At 33.7% G+C, this 19,428-nt stretch carries 21 protein-coding genes and 1 pseudogene; 5 read left to right on the forward strand and 17 right to left on the reverse strand.

The features are described from left to right. Window positions 1–59 precede the first annotated feature (59 nt). Both J6L97_RS07165 and J6L97_RS07170 read right to left on the reverse strand, forming a co-directional pair. Entirely contained in the window at window positions 60–1,223 is a 1,164-nt protein-coding gene (locus tag J6L97_RS07165) for a MalY/PatB family protein (RefSeq protein ID WP_057726985.1), read from the reverse strand. Window positions 1,224–1,231: 8 nt separating this feature from the next. Next, window positions 1,232–2,158, reverse strand: a pseudogene (locus J6L97_RS07170) (DUF3737 family protein). A gap of 47 nt (window positions 2,159–2,205) precedes the next feature. Between J6L97_RS07170 and J6L97_RS07175 the strand changes: the two are divergent. Then, window positions 2,206–3,240: an IS30 family transposase gene (locus J6L97_RS07175; protein ID WP_123811765.1), complete on the forward strand. Its 1,035-nt coding sequence runs from the start codon at window positions 2,206–2,208 to the stop codon at window positions 3,238–3,240. A 496-nt stretch (window positions 3,241–3,736) separates the two neighbouring features. Here J6L97_RS07175 and J6L97_RS07180 read toward each other — a convergent pair whose 3' ends face one another. The 7 genes from J6L97_RS07180 to J6L97_RS07210 all read right to left on the reverse strand — a co-directional run bounded on the left by J6L97_RS07180 (window position 3,737) and on the right by J6L97_RS07210 (window position 7,214). Beyond that, a complete protein-coding gene (locus J6L97_RS07180) occupies window positions 3,737–4,078 on the reverse strand; it encodes a type II toxin-antitoxin system PemK/MazF family toxin (RefSeq protein ID WP_005724829.1) in 342 nt (113 codons plus the stop codon). Between the two features lie 36 nt (window positions 4,079–4,114). After that, on the reverse strand, window positions 4,115–4,390 hold the full coding sequence (locus tag J6L97_RS07185) for an AbrB/MazE/SpoVT family DNA-binding domain-containing protein (protein ID WP_005724831.1): 276 nt from the start codon (window positions 4,388–4,390) through the stop codon (window positions 4,115–4,117). A gap of 233 nt (window positions 4,391–4,623) precedes the next feature. Next, the gene (locus J6L97_RS07190; RefSeq protein ID WP_054833085.1) at window positions 4,624–4,884 is read right to left on the reverse strand and encodes a hypothetical protein; all 261 of its coding nucleotides are present in this window, start codon (window positions 4,882–4,884) and stop codon (window positions 4,624–4,626) included. A 22-nt stretch (window positions 4,885–4,906) separates the two neighbouring features. Continuing rightward, window positions 4,907–5,188, reverse strand: coding sequence for a DUF3850 domain-containing protein (locus tag J6L97_RS07195; RefSeq protein ID WP_223876402.1), 282 nt, complete (start codon window positions 5,186–5,188; stop codon window positions 4,907–4,909). A 64-nt stretch (window positions 5,189–5,252) separates the two neighbouring features. Further along, window positions 5,253–6,110, reverse strand: a complete 858-nt coding sequence (locus tag J6L97_RS07200; RefSeq protein WP_216786108.1) for an IS982 family transposase — start codon at window positions 6,108–6,110, stop codon at window positions 5,253–5,255. 115 nt (window positions 6,111–6,225) lie between these two features. Then, on the reverse strand, window positions 6,226–7,017 hold the full coding sequence (locus tag J6L97_RS07205; RefSeq protein WP_057727081.1) for a ParA family protein: 792 nt from the start codon (window positions 7,015–7,017) through the stop codon (window positions 6,226–6,228). 59 nt (window positions 7,018–7,076) lie between these two features. Then, a complete protein-coding gene (locus J6L97_RS07210; RefSeq protein ID WP_005725973.1) occupies window positions 7,077–7,214 on the reverse strand; it encodes a hypothetical protein in 138 nt (45 codons plus the stop codon). Between the two features lie 323 nt (window positions 7,215–7,537). On the opposite strand from J6L97_RS07210, the gene J6L97_RS07215 reads away from it, so the two are divergent. The 3 genes from J6L97_RS07215 (at window position 7,538) to J6L97_RS07225 (ending at window position 9,726) form a co-directional block, all read left to right on the forward strand. Then, window positions 7,538–8,908, forward strand: a complete 1,371-nt coding sequence (locus J6L97_RS07215) for an IS4 family transposase (RefSeq protein WP_054833091.1) — start codon at window positions 7,538–7,540, stop codon at window positions 8,906–8,908. A gap of 222 nt (window positions 8,909–9,130) precedes the next feature. After that, entirely contained in the window at window positions 9,131–9,418 is a 288-nt protein-coding gene (locus J6L97_RS07220; protein ID WP_020992880.1) for a type II toxin-antitoxin system RelB/DinJ family antitoxin, read from the forward strand. Further along, on the forward strand, window positions 9,418–9,726 hold the full coding sequence (locus J6L97_RS07225; RefSeq protein WP_005721397.1) for a type II toxin-antitoxin system mRNA interferase toxin, RelE/StbE family: 309 nt from the start codon (window positions 9,418–9,420) through the stop codon (window positions 9,724–9,726). The genes J6L97_RS07220 and J6L97_RS07225 overlap by 1 nt, the downstream gene beginning before the upstream one ends. A 281-nt stretch (window positions 9,727–10,007) precedes the next feature. Here J6L97_RS07225 and J6L97_RS07230 read toward each other — a convergent pair whose 3' ends face one another. The 4 genes from J6L97_RS07230 to J6L97_RS07245 all read right to left on the reverse strand — a co-directional run bounded on the left by J6L97_RS07230 (window position 10,008) and on the right by J6L97_RS07245 (window position 14,443). Then, entirely contained in the window at window positions 10,008–11,141 is a 1,134-nt protein-coding gene (locus tag J6L97_RS07230; protein ID WP_020992881.1) for a restriction endonuclease subunit S, read from the reverse strand. Continuing rightward, window positions 11,134–13,200, reverse strand: coding sequence for an HsdM family class I SAM-dependent methyltransferase (locus tag J6L97_RS07235; RefSeq protein ID WP_005723183.1), 2,067 nt, complete (start codon window positions 13,198–13,200; stop codon window positions 11,134–11,136). Before J6L97_RS07235 ends, J6L97_RS07230 begins: the two co-directional genes overlap by 8 nt. Beyond that, complete coding sequence (locus tag J6L97_RS07240) at window positions 13,193–13,363, reverse strand: hypothetical protein (RefSeq protein ID WP_005721401.1); 171 nt, start codon at window positions 13,361–13,363, stop codon at window positions 13,193–13,195. The genes J6L97_RS07235 and J6L97_RS07240 overlap by 8 nt, the downstream gene beginning before the upstream one ends. A gap of 222 nt (window positions 13,364–13,585) precedes the next feature. Continuing rightward, complete coding sequence (locus tag J6L97_RS07245; RefSeq protein WP_216786108.1) at window positions 13,586–14,443, reverse strand: IS982 family transposase; 858 nt, start codon at window positions 14,441–14,443, stop codon at window positions 13,586–13,588. A 107-nt stretch (window positions 14,444–14,550) separates the two neighbouring features. Between J6L97_RS07245 and J6L97_RS07250 the strand changes: the two genes are divergently transcribed. Next, window positions 14,551–14,811: a hypothetical protein gene (locus J6L97_RS07250; RefSeq protein WP_005721403.1), complete on the forward strand. Its 261-nt coding sequence runs from the start codon at window positions 14,551–14,553 to the stop codon at window positions 14,809–14,811. Here J6L97_RS07250 and J6L97_RS07255 read toward each other — a convergent pair. The 4 genes from J6L97_RS07255 to J6L97_RS07270 form a co-directional block, all read right to left on the reverse strand. Next, complete coding sequence (locus J6L97_RS07255; RefSeq protein WP_005721404.1) at window positions 14,804–15,202, reverse strand: type II toxin-antitoxin system death-on-curing family toxin; 399 nt, start codon at window positions 15,200–15,202, stop codon at window positions 14,804–14,806. The genes J6L97_RS07250 and J6L97_RS07255 overlap by 8 nt on opposite strands. Continuing rightward, window positions 15,199–15,438 (reverse strand): AbrB/MazE/SpoVT family DNA-binding domain-containing protein, encoded by a 240-nt coding sequence (locus J6L97_RS07260; RefSeq protein WP_005729399.1) that lies wholly within the window; start codon window positions 15,436–15,438, stop codon window positions 15,199–15,201. Before J6L97_RS07260 ends, J6L97_RS07255 begins: the two co-directional genes overlap by 4 nt. A gap of 554 nt (window positions 15,439–15,992) precedes the next feature. After that, the gene (locus J6L97_RS07265; RefSeq protein ID WP_020992882.1) at window positions 15,993–16,673 is read right to left on the reverse strand and encodes a CPBP family intramembrane glutamic endopeptidase; all 681 of its coding nucleotides are present in this window, start codon (window positions 16,671–16,673) and stop codon (window positions 15,993–15,995) included. A gap of 80 nt (window positions 16,674–16,753) precedes the next feature. Then, on the reverse strand, window positions 16,754–19,333 hold the full coding sequence (locus J6L97_RS07270; protein ID WP_057726562.1) for a DNA topoisomerase: 2,580 nt from the start codon (window positions 19,331–19,333) through the stop codon (window positions 16,754–16,756). Window positions 19,334–19,428: the final 95 nt, after the last annotated feature.

Here is a 19,428-nt window from a genome sequence, read left to right on the forward strand (position 1 = left end):
GTAGAATAAATGAAACCCTTTTCTTAGATATATGTATACTATTTGTTTTACATGTAAAGCTACTTGTTATACTTACGAATACCTGTAGCTAATCTTTGCATCCCATCCTTGACCATCGTCAAAGGACAAGCTAGATTAATTCGAATAAAGTCATGGCCATTTCCACGATAAACACTACCAGCTGAAATAATCAGCCCAGTTTCTTGGCGAATGAACTCTGCTAATTCCTGTGAATCAGTACTGATCTTTTGCACATCGATCCACATCAAATATGTCGCATTGCCCGAAATGATTTGTACTTCAGGAATGTTTTTTTCAATAAAATTCTGCACATACGCAAAATTTTGCTTTAACTGTTTTTTCAAAGCATTAAGCCAATCATGGCCTTGCTCATAAGCCGCAATCGTTGCTGGAATCGCCAATAAATTAGGCTCGGCTACTTCATCACTATTTAAACCGCGGCTAACCATATTCCGTAAGTTCTCATCAGGAACAATCGCCGTAGCAGCATGAAGAGCAGCAACATTAAAGGTTTTACTTGGAGACACTAGTGAAATCACACTATTTTGTGCTTCACCTGTTACAGAAAAGGCTGGCGTGTAATCTGGACCTTGTCTAACTAGATCACCATGAATCTCATCCGATAGTAATGTTACATGGTATTGGTGACAAAGATCCGCAATTTTTTGTACTTCTTCACTAGTCCAAACTTTTCCCACTGGATTATGCGGATTACAAAAAATCATCAAAGTCGTTAACGGCTCAGCTAATTTTTGTTCCAAGTCAGCCCAGTTGATCGAATAACTTTTACCATCGAAAGCTAAATCACTCGACAAAACATGGCGCCCATTATTCAAAATGGAATTATAAAAAATATTATAAACTGGCTCTTGTACTAAAACATTATCACCAATATGTGAAATACGGCGTACAATTGATGAAATAGCAGGGACTACTCCAGTAGTAAAAATCATCCAATTTGTTTGTGGCCGATGATTATGTTCTGTTTCATACCAATCAGCGACAGCATTAAAATAATCTGCTTGTGGGAACTCATAACCAAATGCACCTAATGTCAATTTTTGTTGCATTGCCGCGATAATTTCAGGTGCCGTCTTAAAGTCCATATCGGCAATCCACATTGGTAATTCACCAGACTTCACATCCCACTTTACTGAATCAGTCTTTGACCTATCTGGTGCATTTTCAAAATCATATTGCATATATCTCACTAATCCTTTGGTGTTTGGTTCGTATCAGAATGAACAATTTTTGTACCTATTTTCGGACAATCAAGCTCGGTTTTAGATGGATCTACCTTATCTGGATCGATAATCAAAGTACCAATCTCAGGTACCGTAATTTTACCAGAAATTGGGTTTTTAATACTATCCATCTTTGTATTAAGCTCCACATCTAAATTAGAAACATATTCAAAAGCTAAATCTGTATGAATCAAGGAACCATTCTTAATCTCCAGGTGATCAATGTAGTTCAAGCCCTGATCACTTTCAATTTTACAATTAATTAACGTAATGTTGTTAGTATTCCAAGCTAAATATTCACCATCAATAATTGAATCGTAAATAGTGACATTATTGCAATTCCAAAAAGCATCTTTAGAGATAAAAGTTGAATTATGAACTTCAATGTTTTCTGCACCATCAAAAACATAATTTCCCACAACGGAAACGTGATCAAGATAAATATTCTGGCTATCTTTACCAAAATAATCACCATTAATTTGAGAATTGGTAATCTTAATATCATTACAAGTCCACATTGTTTCTTCTGCGTTAGCAAAATGAACATTATCTAAAATAATATGACTTGTCCTTCTGAATAATTTAGGTGCCTGTAAAGCACTATTTTTAATTGAAATATTCTTGGTATACCAAATTCCAGACCGTGACATAGTTTCAAACGTGGTATTTTCAACTTTCACATTTTCATCATACCAAAGTGGATATTTTCATTTAAAAATTGAATTCTTTAATCTGATATTTTTAGCTTCTTTTAAGGGAGATTCACCACTGCCAAATGTAATACCATCAAGGATTGCATCAGTTAATCCATAAAGAATTCTTTCACCTGCAAAATATTTATTCCCCGGATTTAAAATTGAAGTGCAACACCAAGTGTTAAACAAAAAGGCCATGAAGACCTAAACTTGAAGTGACGAAAAATCAAGAAAGGAAGATCTTCATGACCAATTCAAATTCTAGCATTTCTAAGCACTATCATCAATTAACCAGCGTACAACGTGGACAAATTCAAGCAATGCTGGATTCCGGCATAACTTCCCGTACTGTTATCGCTCAAGAAGTCGGCTGCCATAAGTCGACAATCAGTCGCGAAATCAAACGCGGAAGCGTCCTGCAAAGAGACAGCAGCTATTTATTGTATGAGCACTATTACGCTGATACTGCACAGCTTTATTATGAGAAGCGTCGCAAAAACTGCTATCAGCGCAATCCATTGAAGCATTATGCTGTCTTTTTGAGAATGCTCTCCAGACGCTTCAAAGCTAAATTTGATGCCACCAGCATCGATGAATTCGTTGGTGAATTCAAAAGGACTATGCCAGGCTACCCTTGTCCCAGCACACCAACTGTCTATCGCTATATTGATCAGGGCTTGCTGGACATAAGCAATATTGATCTGCCTATGAAGCTCAAAAGACGCAGGAACAAGCGTCATCACGGCCAGAGCGGTCATGCTTTGCACAAGAAGAATCTTGGCAATTCCATTGAACAGCGTCCTAAAGAGATTGAAGACAGAAAAACGCCGCTGCACTGGGAAGGAGATCTGGTTAAAGGCGTCAGACGCAAGAATCAGCCTGCTTTAATGACTTTGACCGAAAGAACCACACGCTTTGAAGTAGTTATCAAGATTCCTGACTATCGGGCAAGCACATGCCAAAGGCTGCTTCAAAATGAGATTGACAGACATCCTGCCTGGTTTAAATCGATCACGTTTGACAATGGCTCTGAGTTTGCGGATATGACCAAGATCAAAGGCTGCCAGATCTACTTCGCCCACCCATATTCTCCATGGGAAAGAGGCACCAATGAGAACTGCAATGGACTTCTGCGTCAATTCTTCCCTAAAGGCAAAAGCATGAAAGATAAGTCAGCTGCTTATGTTCAACAGGCAACTGATGCCATTAACCGCAAACATCGTCGAATCCTTCAATATCACACAGCAGAAGAACTCTTCAAGCAATATATTTCCTCATAGCCTAACTGTTGCACTTAATTTGACAATTCAGGAAAATATTTATTCTTATATTCAATCATTATGCTTCACCTTTTCGCTGATTATCTAAAGTAAGTTTTAAGTTAGTATTTATTATATGATTTCCTTCCTATAATGTTTAATACTTATTTTTATGGGTAATGCATAACATAAATTTATAATGCGAATCGAGATTTCGGTTAAACTTCGGTCAAACGGATATCTTAACAAAACAAAAAACCGCTCTAGAACAACATCTAGAACGGTTATCTATGGAGATGAGGGGAGCTATCTCTACTTTTAGTTAATTCCAATTACTTCTAAGTACTGAAATTAAGCCATTTTGATGTTGGTTGATTTTAATTAATTTTGAAGTTGGATACCTTTCTGGATACCTGATAATTTTGACAATAAAATTAAAAGCCTATATACTAAATTTTGTCAGGTTAGTATATAGGCTTCGTTTTTGTGTCACTAGATTTTGTCGCTAGTGACTTTTTTATTCTTCAAATTCATAAGAATCTGAAATAGCATTTATAACATCTTTTATAAAAGATGCAGGTGCATGATCCACTTTGTACCAGTGTCGTGCAGCTAAGTCTAAAGTTGTTTCCTGCTGTGCTTCTGCAACTCCATGGACTTTTAAGCCTTCAGGAACTGGAATATGTAACGGAAAATCATTTTCTGTTTTACTAATCGGTACTACTTTCACAAGTGATCTAGTTAACCTAGTAAAGTCATGATTAGATACAATTAAAGCAGGTCTAGTTCCTTGTTGCTCATGTCCTAAACTTGGATCAAAACCAATAATGATAATGTCACCTTGATGAACATCAATCATTTTTTCACCCCCCTTTCTATATTTTAGGTGACTTTCTTACCATTTAATTTCTTTACCTACAGGCTTGCCCCAATCAACTTCTTTGGATTCACCAGGATGTTCATTATCCCATTTATCCCAATATGCCTCATAATCAAAGCCCTCAAATCGTTGTGCTAGCTTGCTCTCTTTTTTTCTTTTCAAAATTAGTTCTTTATTCTTAACTTTTACCTCAAAAGTAGCTTTTTCAGTAGTAATTCCAAGATCTCTGAGTAGTGACTTAGAAAGTCTAATACCTTGGGAATTACCCCATTTTTGCAATGTAATCTCCATAAGAAAACCTCCAAAAATTACTTATCCTTTACTAAGTATATACTAGTGGATATACTTAGTAAAGGATAAAGTAGTAAAAATCAGTTTTATTGTTAGAATCTTTATCTCAGCATAACTACAATAAAAAGCCATCCTATGTGTCTTGATTTCTAGGATGGCTTTTTACAACAATACATATCATTTAAATATACGCTACATATATTTAAATGATCAATATCATCTACTTAATCTTCTTATTTCATTTCCAACCTTCCTTCTAAAATCACATCATTCAAAAAGCTAGAAGATGAGCTGTATCCATGTTCTTTTGCGATCTCTGTTAACTTTGTTCTTGCACTTGGTCTCAAGCTAAAGGTGTAAGGTCTTCTCTTTTCTCTCTTAATGTAATTACCTGATTCTTTAGAAGGTGCTTCCTTACTAGAGGCTTCACTAACTCTAGAAGTTTCTTTCAATACTTCTGCAAACTTTCTTCCTTGATTTGGGTTAAAACTCATTTAAAAATCCTCCTAATTATTCCTACACTGTACCTAACTTCTTGGTACCTAAAACAACATATCCTGGTACTTGCTTAAAAGTGGTCTTGTATGTGATCAAGCAATGAACCTCTCGTCCTGTGTAATTTGCGGTTGTTGGATTATACTCTTCCAACAATAGCAAATCTCCTACCTGATAATTACGATCATTTTTTCTAATTTCAAAATTTTTAGAGTTATTTACTTGTGCCTCAAAATAACTTGGAAGAATTTTTACTCGATGTTCTTTGATCTCATATATGCCACTTGATGTATATACTTTCATTAGCATTACCTCATATTTTATTTATACATTACGTATACTTAGTTTATATTTAATACGCGTGGTGCTAGTTAAATCGTTCTAGACAATAAGCCAAATTATAAGCTAAAATTGCAATTTCCAACCGGCTTTGAAAGCCTATCAGACTACGTGTTCGATTGTTCTCGGCATTGTAATAGGTCAGAAGCGAAAAGTCGCTTTCAATTGTTCTGCGAATAGCCATCAATTGATGATCATTGTGCTTTTTAGCTCCTGTCATATTTTTACGATATGGTGTCCAAAGTTCATAACCCATTTGTTTTAGCTGTTGATGCAGTTCTTTGCCTAAATAGCCTTCGTCGCCAAGAAGATAGTAATTAGATGGATGTGCATTTTCCATCAGTTCAACTGTCTCCTTGGCATCATGAACTGATGCTTTTGTTACGACATAATCAAGAATGTAACCGTCATCGCTAACAATGGCATGAACTTTGAAACCATAGAAGTAAATTTTCTTGGTGGCCTTATAACCAATGTTGGCATAACCGCGAAAAATTTTAGCACGATAGTTGCGAATTGGTTGGCAAACAGGTACCGGAAAGCTGTCAATGATCAAGAAATGTCCATTCAGGTCAACCTTTTTATTCATTTCTTGCCGTATCTGATAAATCAATTGCAATAGCTGACGTGAACGCCGATTAAAACGTGAGTGTGATAAACAATTGAAACATTCACAGAATCTTCTTTGTGATTCAATTCCTGTCTTAGCTTGCCAGATAAGTAAAGCCAAAATCAGACTGTCCGTAGTTTTAATTTGATCAATATTTCGCCGATGAGTAAACTCAGCCGGTGCATACAAACGATACCAGTGCCGACAAATTATCACTAAATCTTTAAAACTAACTTGTAAATGGTGGCTAAAACGCTTAAGCTTAAGGCAGTTCAATCAGATCAGACTCTTTTCTATTATTACTATTTACAAGTCGAGTCTAACAAGATTGGACTTTTTTATTAACTAAAACGATTTAACTAGCACCACGCGTATTTAATGTATATTTGCTTTATACTTTATTTGTAATGGAGCCAAAGATACCATTTAACTCATTGAAAAATGATCCATACATAGATTGCATTTTTTTATCTTTCATCATTGTACTGATTGCCACTTTATCTAAAGTGGAGCGGTTAAACAGCTCTCGATTGGGAATCTTAACAATGACACTTGGATCTTTTTGTAAAACTTCTACCAATTCACGAGAAGATCTAGTGTTGTTTTTAATCATGTTTCCAACAAATAGCAATTTTGCATCTACTAACGACTGTCTCGTACGATAATCGATTGTTTCTCGTTTAAGCTCCTTAAAGCGCTGCTCTAAGTTGAATTTGGCACTATAACCGTGTTCGCTCGGAGTAATAGGGCTAAGAATATCATCACTAATAATCACTGCGTTCTTTGTCGCAATTGAAAAATCAGGGTGGCAATCAATAATAATGTAATCGTATTGATCTAGTTTTCTAGTGTCATAATTATCTGCTAGCCACATGTATAGCAGCATATTTTTATCGACTTTAGTTTCAATGTCTGCTTCAATATCGTCTAAATGCATATCTCCTGCAATTAGATCAATATTTTCATTAATCTGATGGATTTTAACTTGATCATTCTTTAAGAAAATATTTCCTACTGTATACTCATTATCATAAATTCGATATGTTTGGGTCAAATTAGATTGATGGTCTAAGTCGATAAACAAAATCCGTGATCCGTGGTTAGCCAACCATTCGCCATAGTTATAGGCTAATGTGGTTTTACCTACTCCACCTTTAATAGCTGCAAAAGTAATAATCTTCATTTTCTTCTCCTTTAATTATACTGTACTCATACGTTATGTATAATTTACTTATGCTTAATTTAAACTGGTAACGCAGCAAAGAAACCTGTTGAAACTAGGTATGCCGAAACAGCAATTACTACTACCTGTGTTACTAACATCCAACCCACAAAGCTTTTATCAAACTTGTTAGCCTTATGCTTAGAAATAGTATTCATAATTGTTCCCTCCATATTCATATGCTATGTATAAGTTATTTATGTTTAACTTATATTTATATTATATATCATATTTATAATATTTCAACAACTATCGTTTTTATTTTTATAAGAATTCAAGTGTAAAATTAAAAAAGATAAAATTGCTGTTTTCCAATGTCATTAAGTTAAGGCATTGACAAATGAAGCTAGACTTTTTATGAATCGAATCATTTGGATTCGGTTCTTTTTTTTGCAAAAATAAAGGCGAAAAGACCTGCCTTTTCGCCTGCTCATTAAAATTTTAAACCTTCAAAATTATTACCAGAAAGTTGGTGTTAATTATGAAAGCCCTTCATAAGAATATTTTAGAGCGTCTTGATCAGATTATCAATAATACTGGGGAACATATTCATGATTTTATCGATAATTCACATGCTTTTACCAGAAAACGCACTTTAGATGCAGCTACAGTTCTTAAAACTACGATTAATATGCAAGGTCAAAATCTAACCAGCGAATTATTTAGAGCGTTTGGCAAAAAGGCAGCTAAAAGCAATGCCAAAGTGGTTAGTACTTCCGCTTACGTTCAACGCAAAAGTCAACTTTCTCCCGCTTGTTTTAAGCATATTTTGACTGTTTTTAATCAAGATCTATTTAATATTCAACTTCTTGATCATAAATATCGCTTATTTGCCGTTGATGGTTCAGATTTTAACCAGATATGGAATCCTAAGTCAAAGAATATTGTTCAATCTTCAACTCATAAAAACAAACCCTATTGTCAGATTCATGTTAATGCCTTGTATGATTTGTTAGATAACACTTATCAAGATTGTGTTTTTCAGCCCAAATCAGAGATGGATGAACGTAAAGCCGCTGTACAAATGCTTGAAAAATTGAATTGCGGTCCATATATCGTAACGATGGATCGTGGTTATACGAGTTTTAATATGGTTGAAAACTGTAATCGTCTACCAAATTGTCATTATGTTATTCGAACCAAAGCGAGTTGCGGCGGAATTAGAGAAGTAGCTGCACTGCCAGATCAGGAGTGCGATACTGATATTTCTTGTAAAGTAACTACTTCTAATTACTACTACATTACGCATAAAGATAGTGAAAATCTTCATCATGTCCAGCATCATTATCACCAATATATTAAGTATCGTTCTAAAAACACCCAGGATTTAAACTGGGATTTTAGCACGTTCTGTACAATAAAATTTCGTGCTTGTAAATTTAAAATTAATGATTCCAAATCAGATAAAGAAGTGTGGGAAGTTGTTCTGACTAATCTTGATCGGAAAAATTACCCGCTACACAGAATTAAAGAGCTTTATCATTTGCGTTGGGGTATTGAGACCTCCTTCAAGAAACTTAAGTATTCTTTAGGCAGCGTGGAGTTTCATTCTAAGCAAGATAAATTTATTGAGATGGAAATTTATGCTCATATGATCATGTTTAACGCAATCAGCCAAATAGATGCTCAAGCCTATATTCCACAAAGGCATTGCAAGCACCAATATGCCATCAACTTTAAGCAATCATGCTTTATTATTCAAAGCATGTATCTTAATTCTTCTTTATCTGAGACTTTTGAAAGAATTTTGATTCAAGTCAGCCATTACACAATTCCGATCAGACCAGGACGAAAAGATAAAAGAAATATTAAACCTAAATCAGCTGTATATTATTTATATCGCGTAGCTTAAAATATAAAATCTGTTCTAAGCCTTATTTGTCGTACAAAAAAACACCAATTTAACAAATCAAATGTTAAATCAGTGCTTTAAAAGGTTAGTCTCAGTTGTCAATGTCTTAACTTAATGACATTGTGCTGTTTTCTAACACCTTCTATTTTTTAAGCTTTATTTGTACCATAATGACATCATTTGTATGTTATAATGATGTCATAGCGTAAAGGAGTGATTGTTATGACATCATCAACTACAATCCGTCTTGATGACGATTTAAAGAGAAAAATGCAAAAGAATTTAGATGCTGCAGGCCTTTCAATGAATGCATACTTTGTAATGGCAGCTAAACAACTGGTTTTACAAAAAAAAGTTCCTTTTGAAATCTTGACTGAACCAGAAATTCCTAATAAAACAACCGAAAAAGCAATGCTTCTAGCTGATGCCAAAGATGAGGGCTTGGTTACAGATGATTCGCCTAGTTTTACTAATGTCAATGATTTAATGAAATCTTTGGATGAGAACTAATGTACACTATCAAATACGAGCCACAATTTAAAAAAGACTACAAAAAGTTCAAAAAAGAACATCCAGAGTTAATAAAAGATTTTAAGAATACAGTTATTCAGTTAACCCAAAAAGGAAAAGTCGGAAAGGACTATGACCTTCATCCGTTAGATAAATGTGGTGGTAATTACAGTGGTCATTTTGATTATCATTTAAGTGAAGGAACGGTCGATGTTGTAGTGATCTACAAGCCACACAAGACCAATTCAATAATTAGATTTGTGAGAATCGGAAATCATGGAGACCTATTTGAGGGTAAAGAAAAATAAACTATATAAATACGGATATATCAGTATTTTTGATATATCCGTATTTTGATATACGAATTAGAAATTTAGATTTTATTCTTTTTAAAACTCCGCTCACCATGTTGAAAAATCGATAAAAACAATGCTAAATGTAGAAAAAAGAAAAAATCATAGTAGTAAGACTTTAAAAAGGACGGTAGAACTACTTTAAGTACTACAAATTACAACAAAAATTTTATAAACTTCTACTTCATTAAGAAAAAATCCTGTAATACAGGGCTTTTTAAGCTAAAACGCAACTTTTACATTTTATTAATTAGTGATTCAGTAGTTAAAATTTCTCTATCCTTATACTTTACAGCCTCAGCAATCGTCAGTTTTTCAATTGCTCTAATGTACTTCTCCATGTAATTAAAGTCTAAATTTTTTGTATTACTTACAACTGGTAATCTTACACTATCACTTCTTATTTTGGCTTTTGAAATGGAGTCATCCCAACTATATTTTTTAGATAAAGCTTTTCTAACACTTCCTACAAAATATTGTTGAATTAGAGGGCTTTTATATCTTGAATCTTTAAAATATAGTGCCAAATTATGACTATCATTCGAACAAAAATCTTTTTCTTGATAAGTTACTACCATAGTTTTTCCACCAATGAAAACGCAATTGCCCTCATCGATCCATTCTTTAGGACAATTTATGTATTTTAAAACAGCATTATTGCCTTCTGCTGCTGTCAAGTATGGCACATTGCCATTTTCAAGGTTAGCTACTTGACTCTTCAATATACTATGAGTATTAACTACATTAAATAGATCAACTATTTTAAATTCTTGAAATATTGGCTTATATGCTAATATTTTCTTGTCTTCATCAGTTAGTCCATAGTCATTTAATCCTGTAGCTTTTAAATAGGAATCAAGCTCGGCGAGCCGTTGCTGTTCAAGCTCGGCGAGCCGTTGCTGTTCAAGCTCGGCTATATATTGTTCCATATAATTAAAATCTATTTCATCTGCATCAGTTACAGGTAGCCTCACCTTAGAGTCTCTAAACACATTATCCACGTGTCTAACAAGAACAGACAGTAACACCTTAGACAATCTACTAAAAATGGTATTAAAGTACAACGCAATTTTAGTATTAAGTTTAAATTTGGGAATAATTTTCCTTACGAACTGTCCTGCATACCAAGAACGTTCTCGATAAAAGAAAGTCATTTGTAACAGCCCCAAACTAAACGTATTAGGTTCATTGTAGGGGACATCACATACAAAGTCTGTTGTGCTTTCAATGCCATTATTCAAAGATGTTCGGGTAACATAGTCATATTCATTTGTACTTATATTAGGATTTACTAATTTAGACTTGTTGATACCTTTTACCTTTTGTATTTCAAATAAATCACCTAATTTAAATTCCTTATACTTAACCATTCTGACCACCTATAACTTGACTAACCTTCCACGATAGATAATCTGCCACAGTCCTTTTAAAGTCCTCTTCTGCAGGTGTTGTGTCAATTTTTAAATGCTGGTTATAAGTCCAATCATTGCCTTCTAGAGTGATTGTATCTTTAATTACTTTATGGTTTCGTTCAGTATAGTAATTCGTTTTAGGCTTTTTATCACTAACAATTGCAACTACTTCTTCATAACGTTCTTTGGCATGATCTGTATCACGTAAATTAACCTTCTGACCAGATTTTTTACGGTTCATTCTAGTATATCCATCTTCACTAAAATCTAAGAAGGTTACTAAATCATCTTCTTCATGTGGTCTAGCTACTTTAAATACATAAATAGCAGTCTGAACACTAGCTTTTCCACCAAATAAATCAGTTGGCATATGAATAGAGGCAACTAAAGTATTATTTTTAAGAATATTTTTTGTGTAAGGCAGCCCGTTGCCACTACCAGCGTTTTCTTGAATAATAATTGCCGCATAGCCTTTTGTCATTTGTGACAATGCTTCTTGAACAAAAATAAAACCTTTTCCTTCTGCAGAGTATGGAGGATTTAGCAAAAACACATTTGCTGGAAACTGTGTGTAATTTTTATACAGCTCATGACTATTACCATTAACCATATTGCTAGATCCATCTCCCATTAGGATCATGTTTAAAACGGCTAAAATGTAAATATTGCCCAGTATTTCTACACCCAGTAATTGATTTTCTTTAATATTTTGAATCTTGCACTCTAGTTTCTGTTTATCTTGAATTGTATTTTTAGCATCCTTAACCATAATATCCATTGCAGACACTAAAAATCCTGCAGATCCCATTGCCAAATCCCACACAAACGAATCTTTATTTGTATGAGCTAACCTAGCCATCATATTCGTTATGTATCTTGGTGTTAAAACCACATCATTTTGACGGTCATTATCAATTGATACCCAATCATTTAGAGAGTTCAAAATTTTACCAGTAAAATCTAAATGCAAATTTGATTCAAGCAAAGGAAGTATATCATTATAGACTTGCACATATATCTTATGAATCAAACTTTCACCATTTTTAGGTTGCCATAAAGCTTGTTTAGTAAAAATAGGTTGTAACAAAGCCATAATCATGTTAATTTTGCTATTTTCCGCTTTTCTTGCATTTAGGAAATCTGCAATATGATTTAAGATAATTTGTCCATCATTGTTTCTTTCAGTTATATTTCCTTTTAATTCAGCAGGCTCTAACTGTGATACTCCTTTTGTCTGTAGCCCCGCCATGATTAAACCAGTAAAAACATACAATTTTTCATTAGTTGTCAGTAGGTTTTGAATTGACTTATCGTCGTACAAAGCTTGATGAATTGATTTTATCCTTTTTTCTAATTCATCCTCAGTTTCTAATTTAATTTTTTCGAGTTCACGGTCATTTAGATTTAGTTTGTCTAATATGCCAAAAAGGGTATCTATATTGATTTGCTTAAACAAATCAAACGATGAATCTAGCTGTCTAATATGTTTTGGAACACCAGCATTAGCCTTAGAAATATAATAAGCTTTCTGCTCAGGATCTTTTAAATTGCCTTCAGTATCTAAAGTAGTACCATTAATTCCCATTATGATAACTTCATCACAGTCTGAGTTATCTAAGATCGCATTTCCATAATGCAGAGCACCATTAGTAGCATATGTAGTAATTGCACTATAATTAGGATCACCTTTTTTATGTGGATTTTTTGCGTTCGGCTTAGAATCTGAACCAAATTTAGTCACTTGAACAATTTGACCAGCCTTGTCTAATTTTTCTAACTTATTTTTGCCACCTTTAGCTTCAATCATTACTGGTACTCTTCGTGAATGATTATCTTCTAATAATAATTGAATATCAGGATAATTGTTGCCTGCACCACCAGATTTAGATTCAGCTTGTCGCAAGGCTGATGTAATTTCACTATTTATTTCTCCAGTTTTACCGTAATGCCTAATTCCTAGACTATCAAGTTCACTCTTAAAGTATTCTTCTACTTTTTCTTCAATTGATCTAACCATTTATCGCACCGCCTTTTGTTGCATGCAGTGCGTAAATGTTGACAAATGAATTATTTGCCCATAATTGATGTGATGTGATCATTTTATTCTCCTGTTCAATTCTTGCAATGGTTGATTGAATTGTATGTAACTTTTTAGCTAATTCTGTTCTGCGTTTCTTCAATTAATTTATCTAATACCCTTTTTTATGGGCAATTCCACTAGCTATATGATTTTACTTTTTTTATTATATAGCATGTCAACAATAGTTTGCCATACTAAATGGTTTTTAGGATCTTAGGCATTTGATCTTTATTTAAAACTAAATTTGTGAATCCTATTGAAAAGCCGTCAGAAACAACACTAAGTGTAGAAAAAATAAAAAATCATGGTAATACGCGTGGTGCTAGTTAAATCGTTCTAGACAATAAGCCAAATTATAAGCTAAAATTGCAATTTCCAACCGGCTTTGAAAGCCTATCAGACTACGTGTTCGATTGTTCTCGGCATTGTAATAGGTCAGAAGCGAAAAGTCGCTTTCAATTGTTCTGCGAATAGCCATCAATTGATGATCATTGTGCTTTTTAGCTCCTGTCATATTTTTACGATATGGTGTCCAAAGTTCATAACCCATTTGTTTTAGCTGTTGATGCAGTTCTTTGCCTAAATAGCCTTCGTCGCCAAGAAGATAGTAATTAGATGGATGTGCATTTTCCATCAGTTCAACTGTCTCCTTGGCATCATGAACTGATGCTTTTGTTACGACATAATCAAGAATGTAACCGTCATCGCTAACAATGGCATGAACTTTGAAACCATAGAAGTAAATTTTCTTGGTGGCCTTATAACCAATGTTGGCATAACCACGAAAAATTTTAGCACGATAGTTGCGAATTGGTTGGCAAACAGGTACCGGAAAGCTGTCAATGATCAAGAAATGTCCATTCAGGTCAACCTTTTTATTCATTTCTTGCCGTATCTGATAAATCAATTGCAATAGCTGACGTGAACGCCGATTAAAACGTGAGTGTGATAAACAATTGAAACATTCACAGAATCTTCTTTGTGATTCAATTCCTGTCTTAGCTTGCCAGATAAGTAAAGCCAAAATCAGACTGTCCGTAGTTTTAATTTGATCAATATTTCGCCGATGAGTAAACTCAGCCGGTGCATACAAACGATACCAGTGCCGACAAATTATCACTAAATCTTTAAAACTAACTTGTAAATGGTGGCTAAAACGCTTAAGCTTAAGGCAGTTCAATCAGATCAGACTCTTTTCTATTATTACTATTTACAAGTCGAGTCTAACAAGATTGGACTTTTTTATTAACTAAAACGATTTAACTAGCACCACGCGTATGGTAATATATGAAAGTACAAAAGAAGAAACATCTTGCATATGCGAGAAAATTAAGACACACAAAAATCGCTACTCTAAGTCCACAAATGAGTAACGATTTTTTTGTTTCACCAAAGTTTAAAACAAAAAAGCTATATGCATTGGCTAAGGATAGTGACGCTTGTGATGTTTTCTTGAGTTTTGCTTATGGATTTTACGCCTATGGCTATTTTGAGCAAAAATTCAACTTTTACATTTTATTAATTCTAATTGCTAATATACTTACTTAATCTTGACGCAATGCACCTTTAACCAATCTGCAGCAAAATACATATTCTCTTCTGAATCCTCACTATTAGTGATATATAAAATAAACTTTAATGCATCGTCTTTATCAGCTTTTAAGTGATATCCATTTTCTTGTAAAAAAAACGCCGCTGCATAATAGGAAGTCCGTTTATTTCCATCAGCGAAGATATGCTTTTTAGTAATCTTCTGTAAGATAAAAGCCGCTTTTAACCATAATGTTGGATATAATTCACGTCCAAATAATATTTGTTGTGGCTGTTTAACAACAACGTCTAGCCCCTCTGGATACTGCACACCTACAGTACCTTTACCAGCTTTTTCAAGCAACCGTTGATTCAAATGGATTAAATCTGTTTTGGTTAAATAGATCATTTATTCTCTAACTCTCGTGTTAATTCTTTATTTTCTTCATAAAATTGATCAATAAAGTTGTCCAAATCAGGATTAATTGAATCAACTATTTTAAACGTGATCTTCTTACCATTAGGATCATATTCTTTTTCAAGAACTGTTCCATCTTCTACATGAAACTTAGTTAAATCTTGCTTGGTTAAACGTACACTCAATGAATTACCAGCTTTAAAAACTTTAGTTGTATCTTGTAACATTTTAATCACCTGCTTTGCCATTTAATTGTTATAACGCAATAATATGATGTTATAACGTGAATGTCAATATTTTAACTTTTTTTATCATATAGCATGTCAACAATAGTTTGCCATACTAAATGGTTTTTAGGATCTTAGGCATTGGGTCTATATTTAAAACTAAATTTGTGAATCCTATTGGAAAGTCGTCAGAAAGGGCACTAAGTCTAGAAAAAATAAAAAATCATGGTAATATGAAGGTACAAAAGAAGAAACATCTTGCATATGCGAGAAAATTAAGACACACAAAAATCGCTACTCTAAGTCCACAAATGAGTAACGATTTTTTGTTTCACCAAAGTTTAGAGCAAATATGCTTAATGCTTTAGCTGTATGTTATCACGAAATCAAGTGGCTATCATAATATTGTCTAAAGTCCTCGGTACTGAAAGCACCTTCTAATCCTAAGCGAATGAAGCATCCATTTTATATTCTCATCCACCAGCTTATAATGGCTTTCAATTAAAAGAGCTTTTGCGGCTTTTTCATACTCGTCTTTCTTCATATACTTTCTCCTATAAACTGCTTATCAAGAACACGGCTAAATTATTGCCAAGGTGACTTACGTAAGAGAAGGTCAAATCCTTAGTTTCAAGATAAACTAAAGCTAAGACAGACCCACATAGTGAGTACAAAATGGTATATAAATCAATTTGTGGTTCATGTAAAAGTCCAAAAATTAATCCATTAATGAGAACAGCAATAAACAATGTTGATTTTTTGCCTGGTTTACTAAAAAACCAATTGAAAAAAATACCTCTAAAAATAATTTCTTCAAAAAGTGGTCCAATTGCAATCAGCATTACATTAATAATTGGATTCAACTGTTGCTGATGTGCAGCTATGTTTGCTTGATTAGTGGCTTCCCCTTTAATCAAAAATCCTGCTAAAATTTGCAAAATACAAATTACTAAAAATCCAAGAAAAGCTAAACTCCAATTTTTTAGAGTAAATCTTGGCATTCTAGTTTTATTGTAACTAGTAAAGTGCCAATCATTCACCTGATTAAGTCTTCTTTGGTAAATTCCGTAGGTCAAGCTCAGTAATGCAACCGTTAATCCAAATATAAATATAACGGCAACCCAGCTTAATTGTTTGGCTCTAATCATAAATAATCCTTGAACTACCGCATAAATAAGGAAAGTTACTATCATTTGACCAATACCAATTGATTTATCAAGAATCTTTTTCTTCATTTTTAAATTCCTTTGATCTTTCAATATCTGATTTCAGAGTCCCCATAGCCAAAAATCTTATTCATTTTCATAAACTACCTCTACTTAACAAATTTCTCATCAAAGCCAAAATATTTAAATTTACCTTTATAATCTTTATTTGGATTAGGCTTAATCTCCATTCGATAAGTACCTTTACGACCATTGAAAGCTACAATTTGCTTTTTTCCTGCCGCAATTTTCTTAATCTCTTCAGGGGTCCAACGATGACCTCGGTAAGTTTTCTTAAAATGATATTCTTTACCGTCTTTATATGTAATCACTACATAGACATTTGTATCTACAGGTTTAGGATTAACTCTAAAGCCCCAGAACCTGATTTTACGTCTACCTTCTTTCAATTCTTGTTCTATCAATTTTCCAGTAGCCATAAAGCTTTTTCCTTGCTTATCAGTCGCTTCAAAACTGATTTCTTCACCTGCCAACAAGCTGGTAATTTCTTCCTCACTAAAAACATGTTGTCCATATTCTTTTTTAAATTTAATCTCTTTAGCTAAAGGCTTATAGATTCCTTTAACGTGATCAGTATCTTCAGGAAACTCTACTTTCCAACCAACTCTGGTAATCTCTTTACCCGTTTTTTTACTTTTATACGTTTGTTCGGCTAAATAAGCCGTATGTTGTTCTTCTTTACCAAATTTTTCAATCGAATAGGTGATTTGTTTTCCTTCTAAAGCTTCTTGTTGCTCCACTTCAGTAGTCGTATGTCCATCAAAAATCGTAACTGGTGGGTTTACTGTTTTATTTGTTTGAGTAAAGACTCCGCTAAATCGTTCAATTGCTTTTAAATCACCAGCTAATTTTTTAACTTGTGTATCTTGCTTTAATAATGGGGCATTTTCTATCATAACTGCTTTATCATGTTCAATTGTCTTTTCTGCAACTGAGTAGACTATATCTTGCTTTGTGGGATCAGCCTTAATTTCATTTAAAATATCCTGCAATCGTTTAGTGATTTTCCCTGAAGATAAATACGTTCCTTTAGCTATGCAAGCAATCAATGCTCCAGTTCCTGTTACTTCAAATACTCCCTTTACAACTTTTAATTGGGGAATAACCTTTTTATTTTCTTTACCAATTGCTTGTAATTTACTGATTGTTTGCATTTTAGTTGCGCCAGTACCCAAGTTCCATTTATCCAAGTTATTCAAAATGAAAGTTAAAGTAGGTTTAGTTGGGGGCGTATTTGTACCTTGATATACTTCAGGGCTAGCGTTTTGAGTAAAATGTGTAGCCTTATTTTCTGATTGCTTTTCTTCATTTAAATCATTTTCGTTAAAAATCAGCTTATAGTTTAGTTCCTTAGGAACATTAATCGTACTCGTAAAATCAGGATGGTTTGCAATATGGGCTTTAACTTGAGTATATACATAGTCCTCAGCTAACATTGCTAGATATGATTTAGCAACTCGTTCATAAATATCTCGACCACATTTACCATATTTGTCTTCAACTTCTTCAAGTGATTGTGGTACTAATTTGGTTGGACGATTGGCTCCGTGATCCTCACTCTTAATTATGAATTTTTTGCGTGGGTCTTTATGACTTAAGAGTTTTGAATCAATTCCAACGACTGCTGCAATTTTATCTGCATATGGTAGTAACTCGTTAAAATCATCAATCGTAATTGCGTTGTCTTCTGTTCTCGGATAAGAAACAATCTTATCATCATACATTTTTTGATAAGTCTCAGTAATTTGTTCAGTTGTATATTCCTTTTGGAAAATCTTACCCAAGTCAGCCAAGTTGACTAACTTTGGCGGCTGGGTTCTTTTTTCAGTTGTGCTATCAATAATAATTTGATCTGTTGCATAATTTACTAAATCTTGTTCTGCTAAACTTTTATCTGAAAAACGCCAGCTGTCTCCGTCTTGATAGTCACGCTTAAACGTATTGCCATTAGCATCCTTATATCTTATTTCATAGAAAGGCTTTTTAACGTATGCCCTTCTTGCTCTATTTTGTTCATCAACTAAGCATGTAATATACGTCTGCAAGCGTCCTATTGAAAGCGCCTTACCTTTATTACTATAACCCCGTTCTCTTGCCAACTCAGTTGCAATTCTTGATTCTTCTAATCCTGTTAGAAAATCAAATCTCTGTCGTGATTTTCCTTTTACTAAAATTCCTTGAGCATCTTGTTCACTAACTGTAACCTTCTCAGGCTTATGTAAGGAATCAATTACATAGTTAGCTGAGTCATCACCTTTAAAACGAATTCGCCAGACTTCATTTTGCCAGTTTAAATAATCTACTATTTCCCAACCTAATACATCACCTTCACCAGATGGGTCATTATCGCTTGCAATAATAATTACATCATGTCCAGGCAAATTACTCTTAATATTATCAATGTATCTTTGCTTGGACTTAATAACTTGCTTTGACCAATTTAAATCGAGAGGATTCCAAGGAAAGTTATCTAAATTCTGCCAATCCGCATATTTAGCTGCAAGGTTTGGGTCAACCATTTCATTAGGCGCATTGAGTTGTAATAAATGTCCTGCGGCATAAACAATATCATATGGATTTCCTTCAAATTCGCCACTCATTCCACCTAAATAATCCGCAAATTTTTCTGCTTGAGACTTTTTTTCATTTAAAATAAGTAATCTTGTCACGTTACTATTCCTTTCTACAAAAAAAGAATACCTCACGGTATTCTTCACATAGCATACTCATTATCCAAAAATAGATTAATGGAGGTATTTATATT

The organism is Lactobacillus crispatus (assembly GCF_018987235.1).
Classification (GTDB): Bacteria; Bacillota; Bacilli; order Lactobacillales; family Lactobacillaceae; genus Lactobacillus; species Lactobacillus crispatus.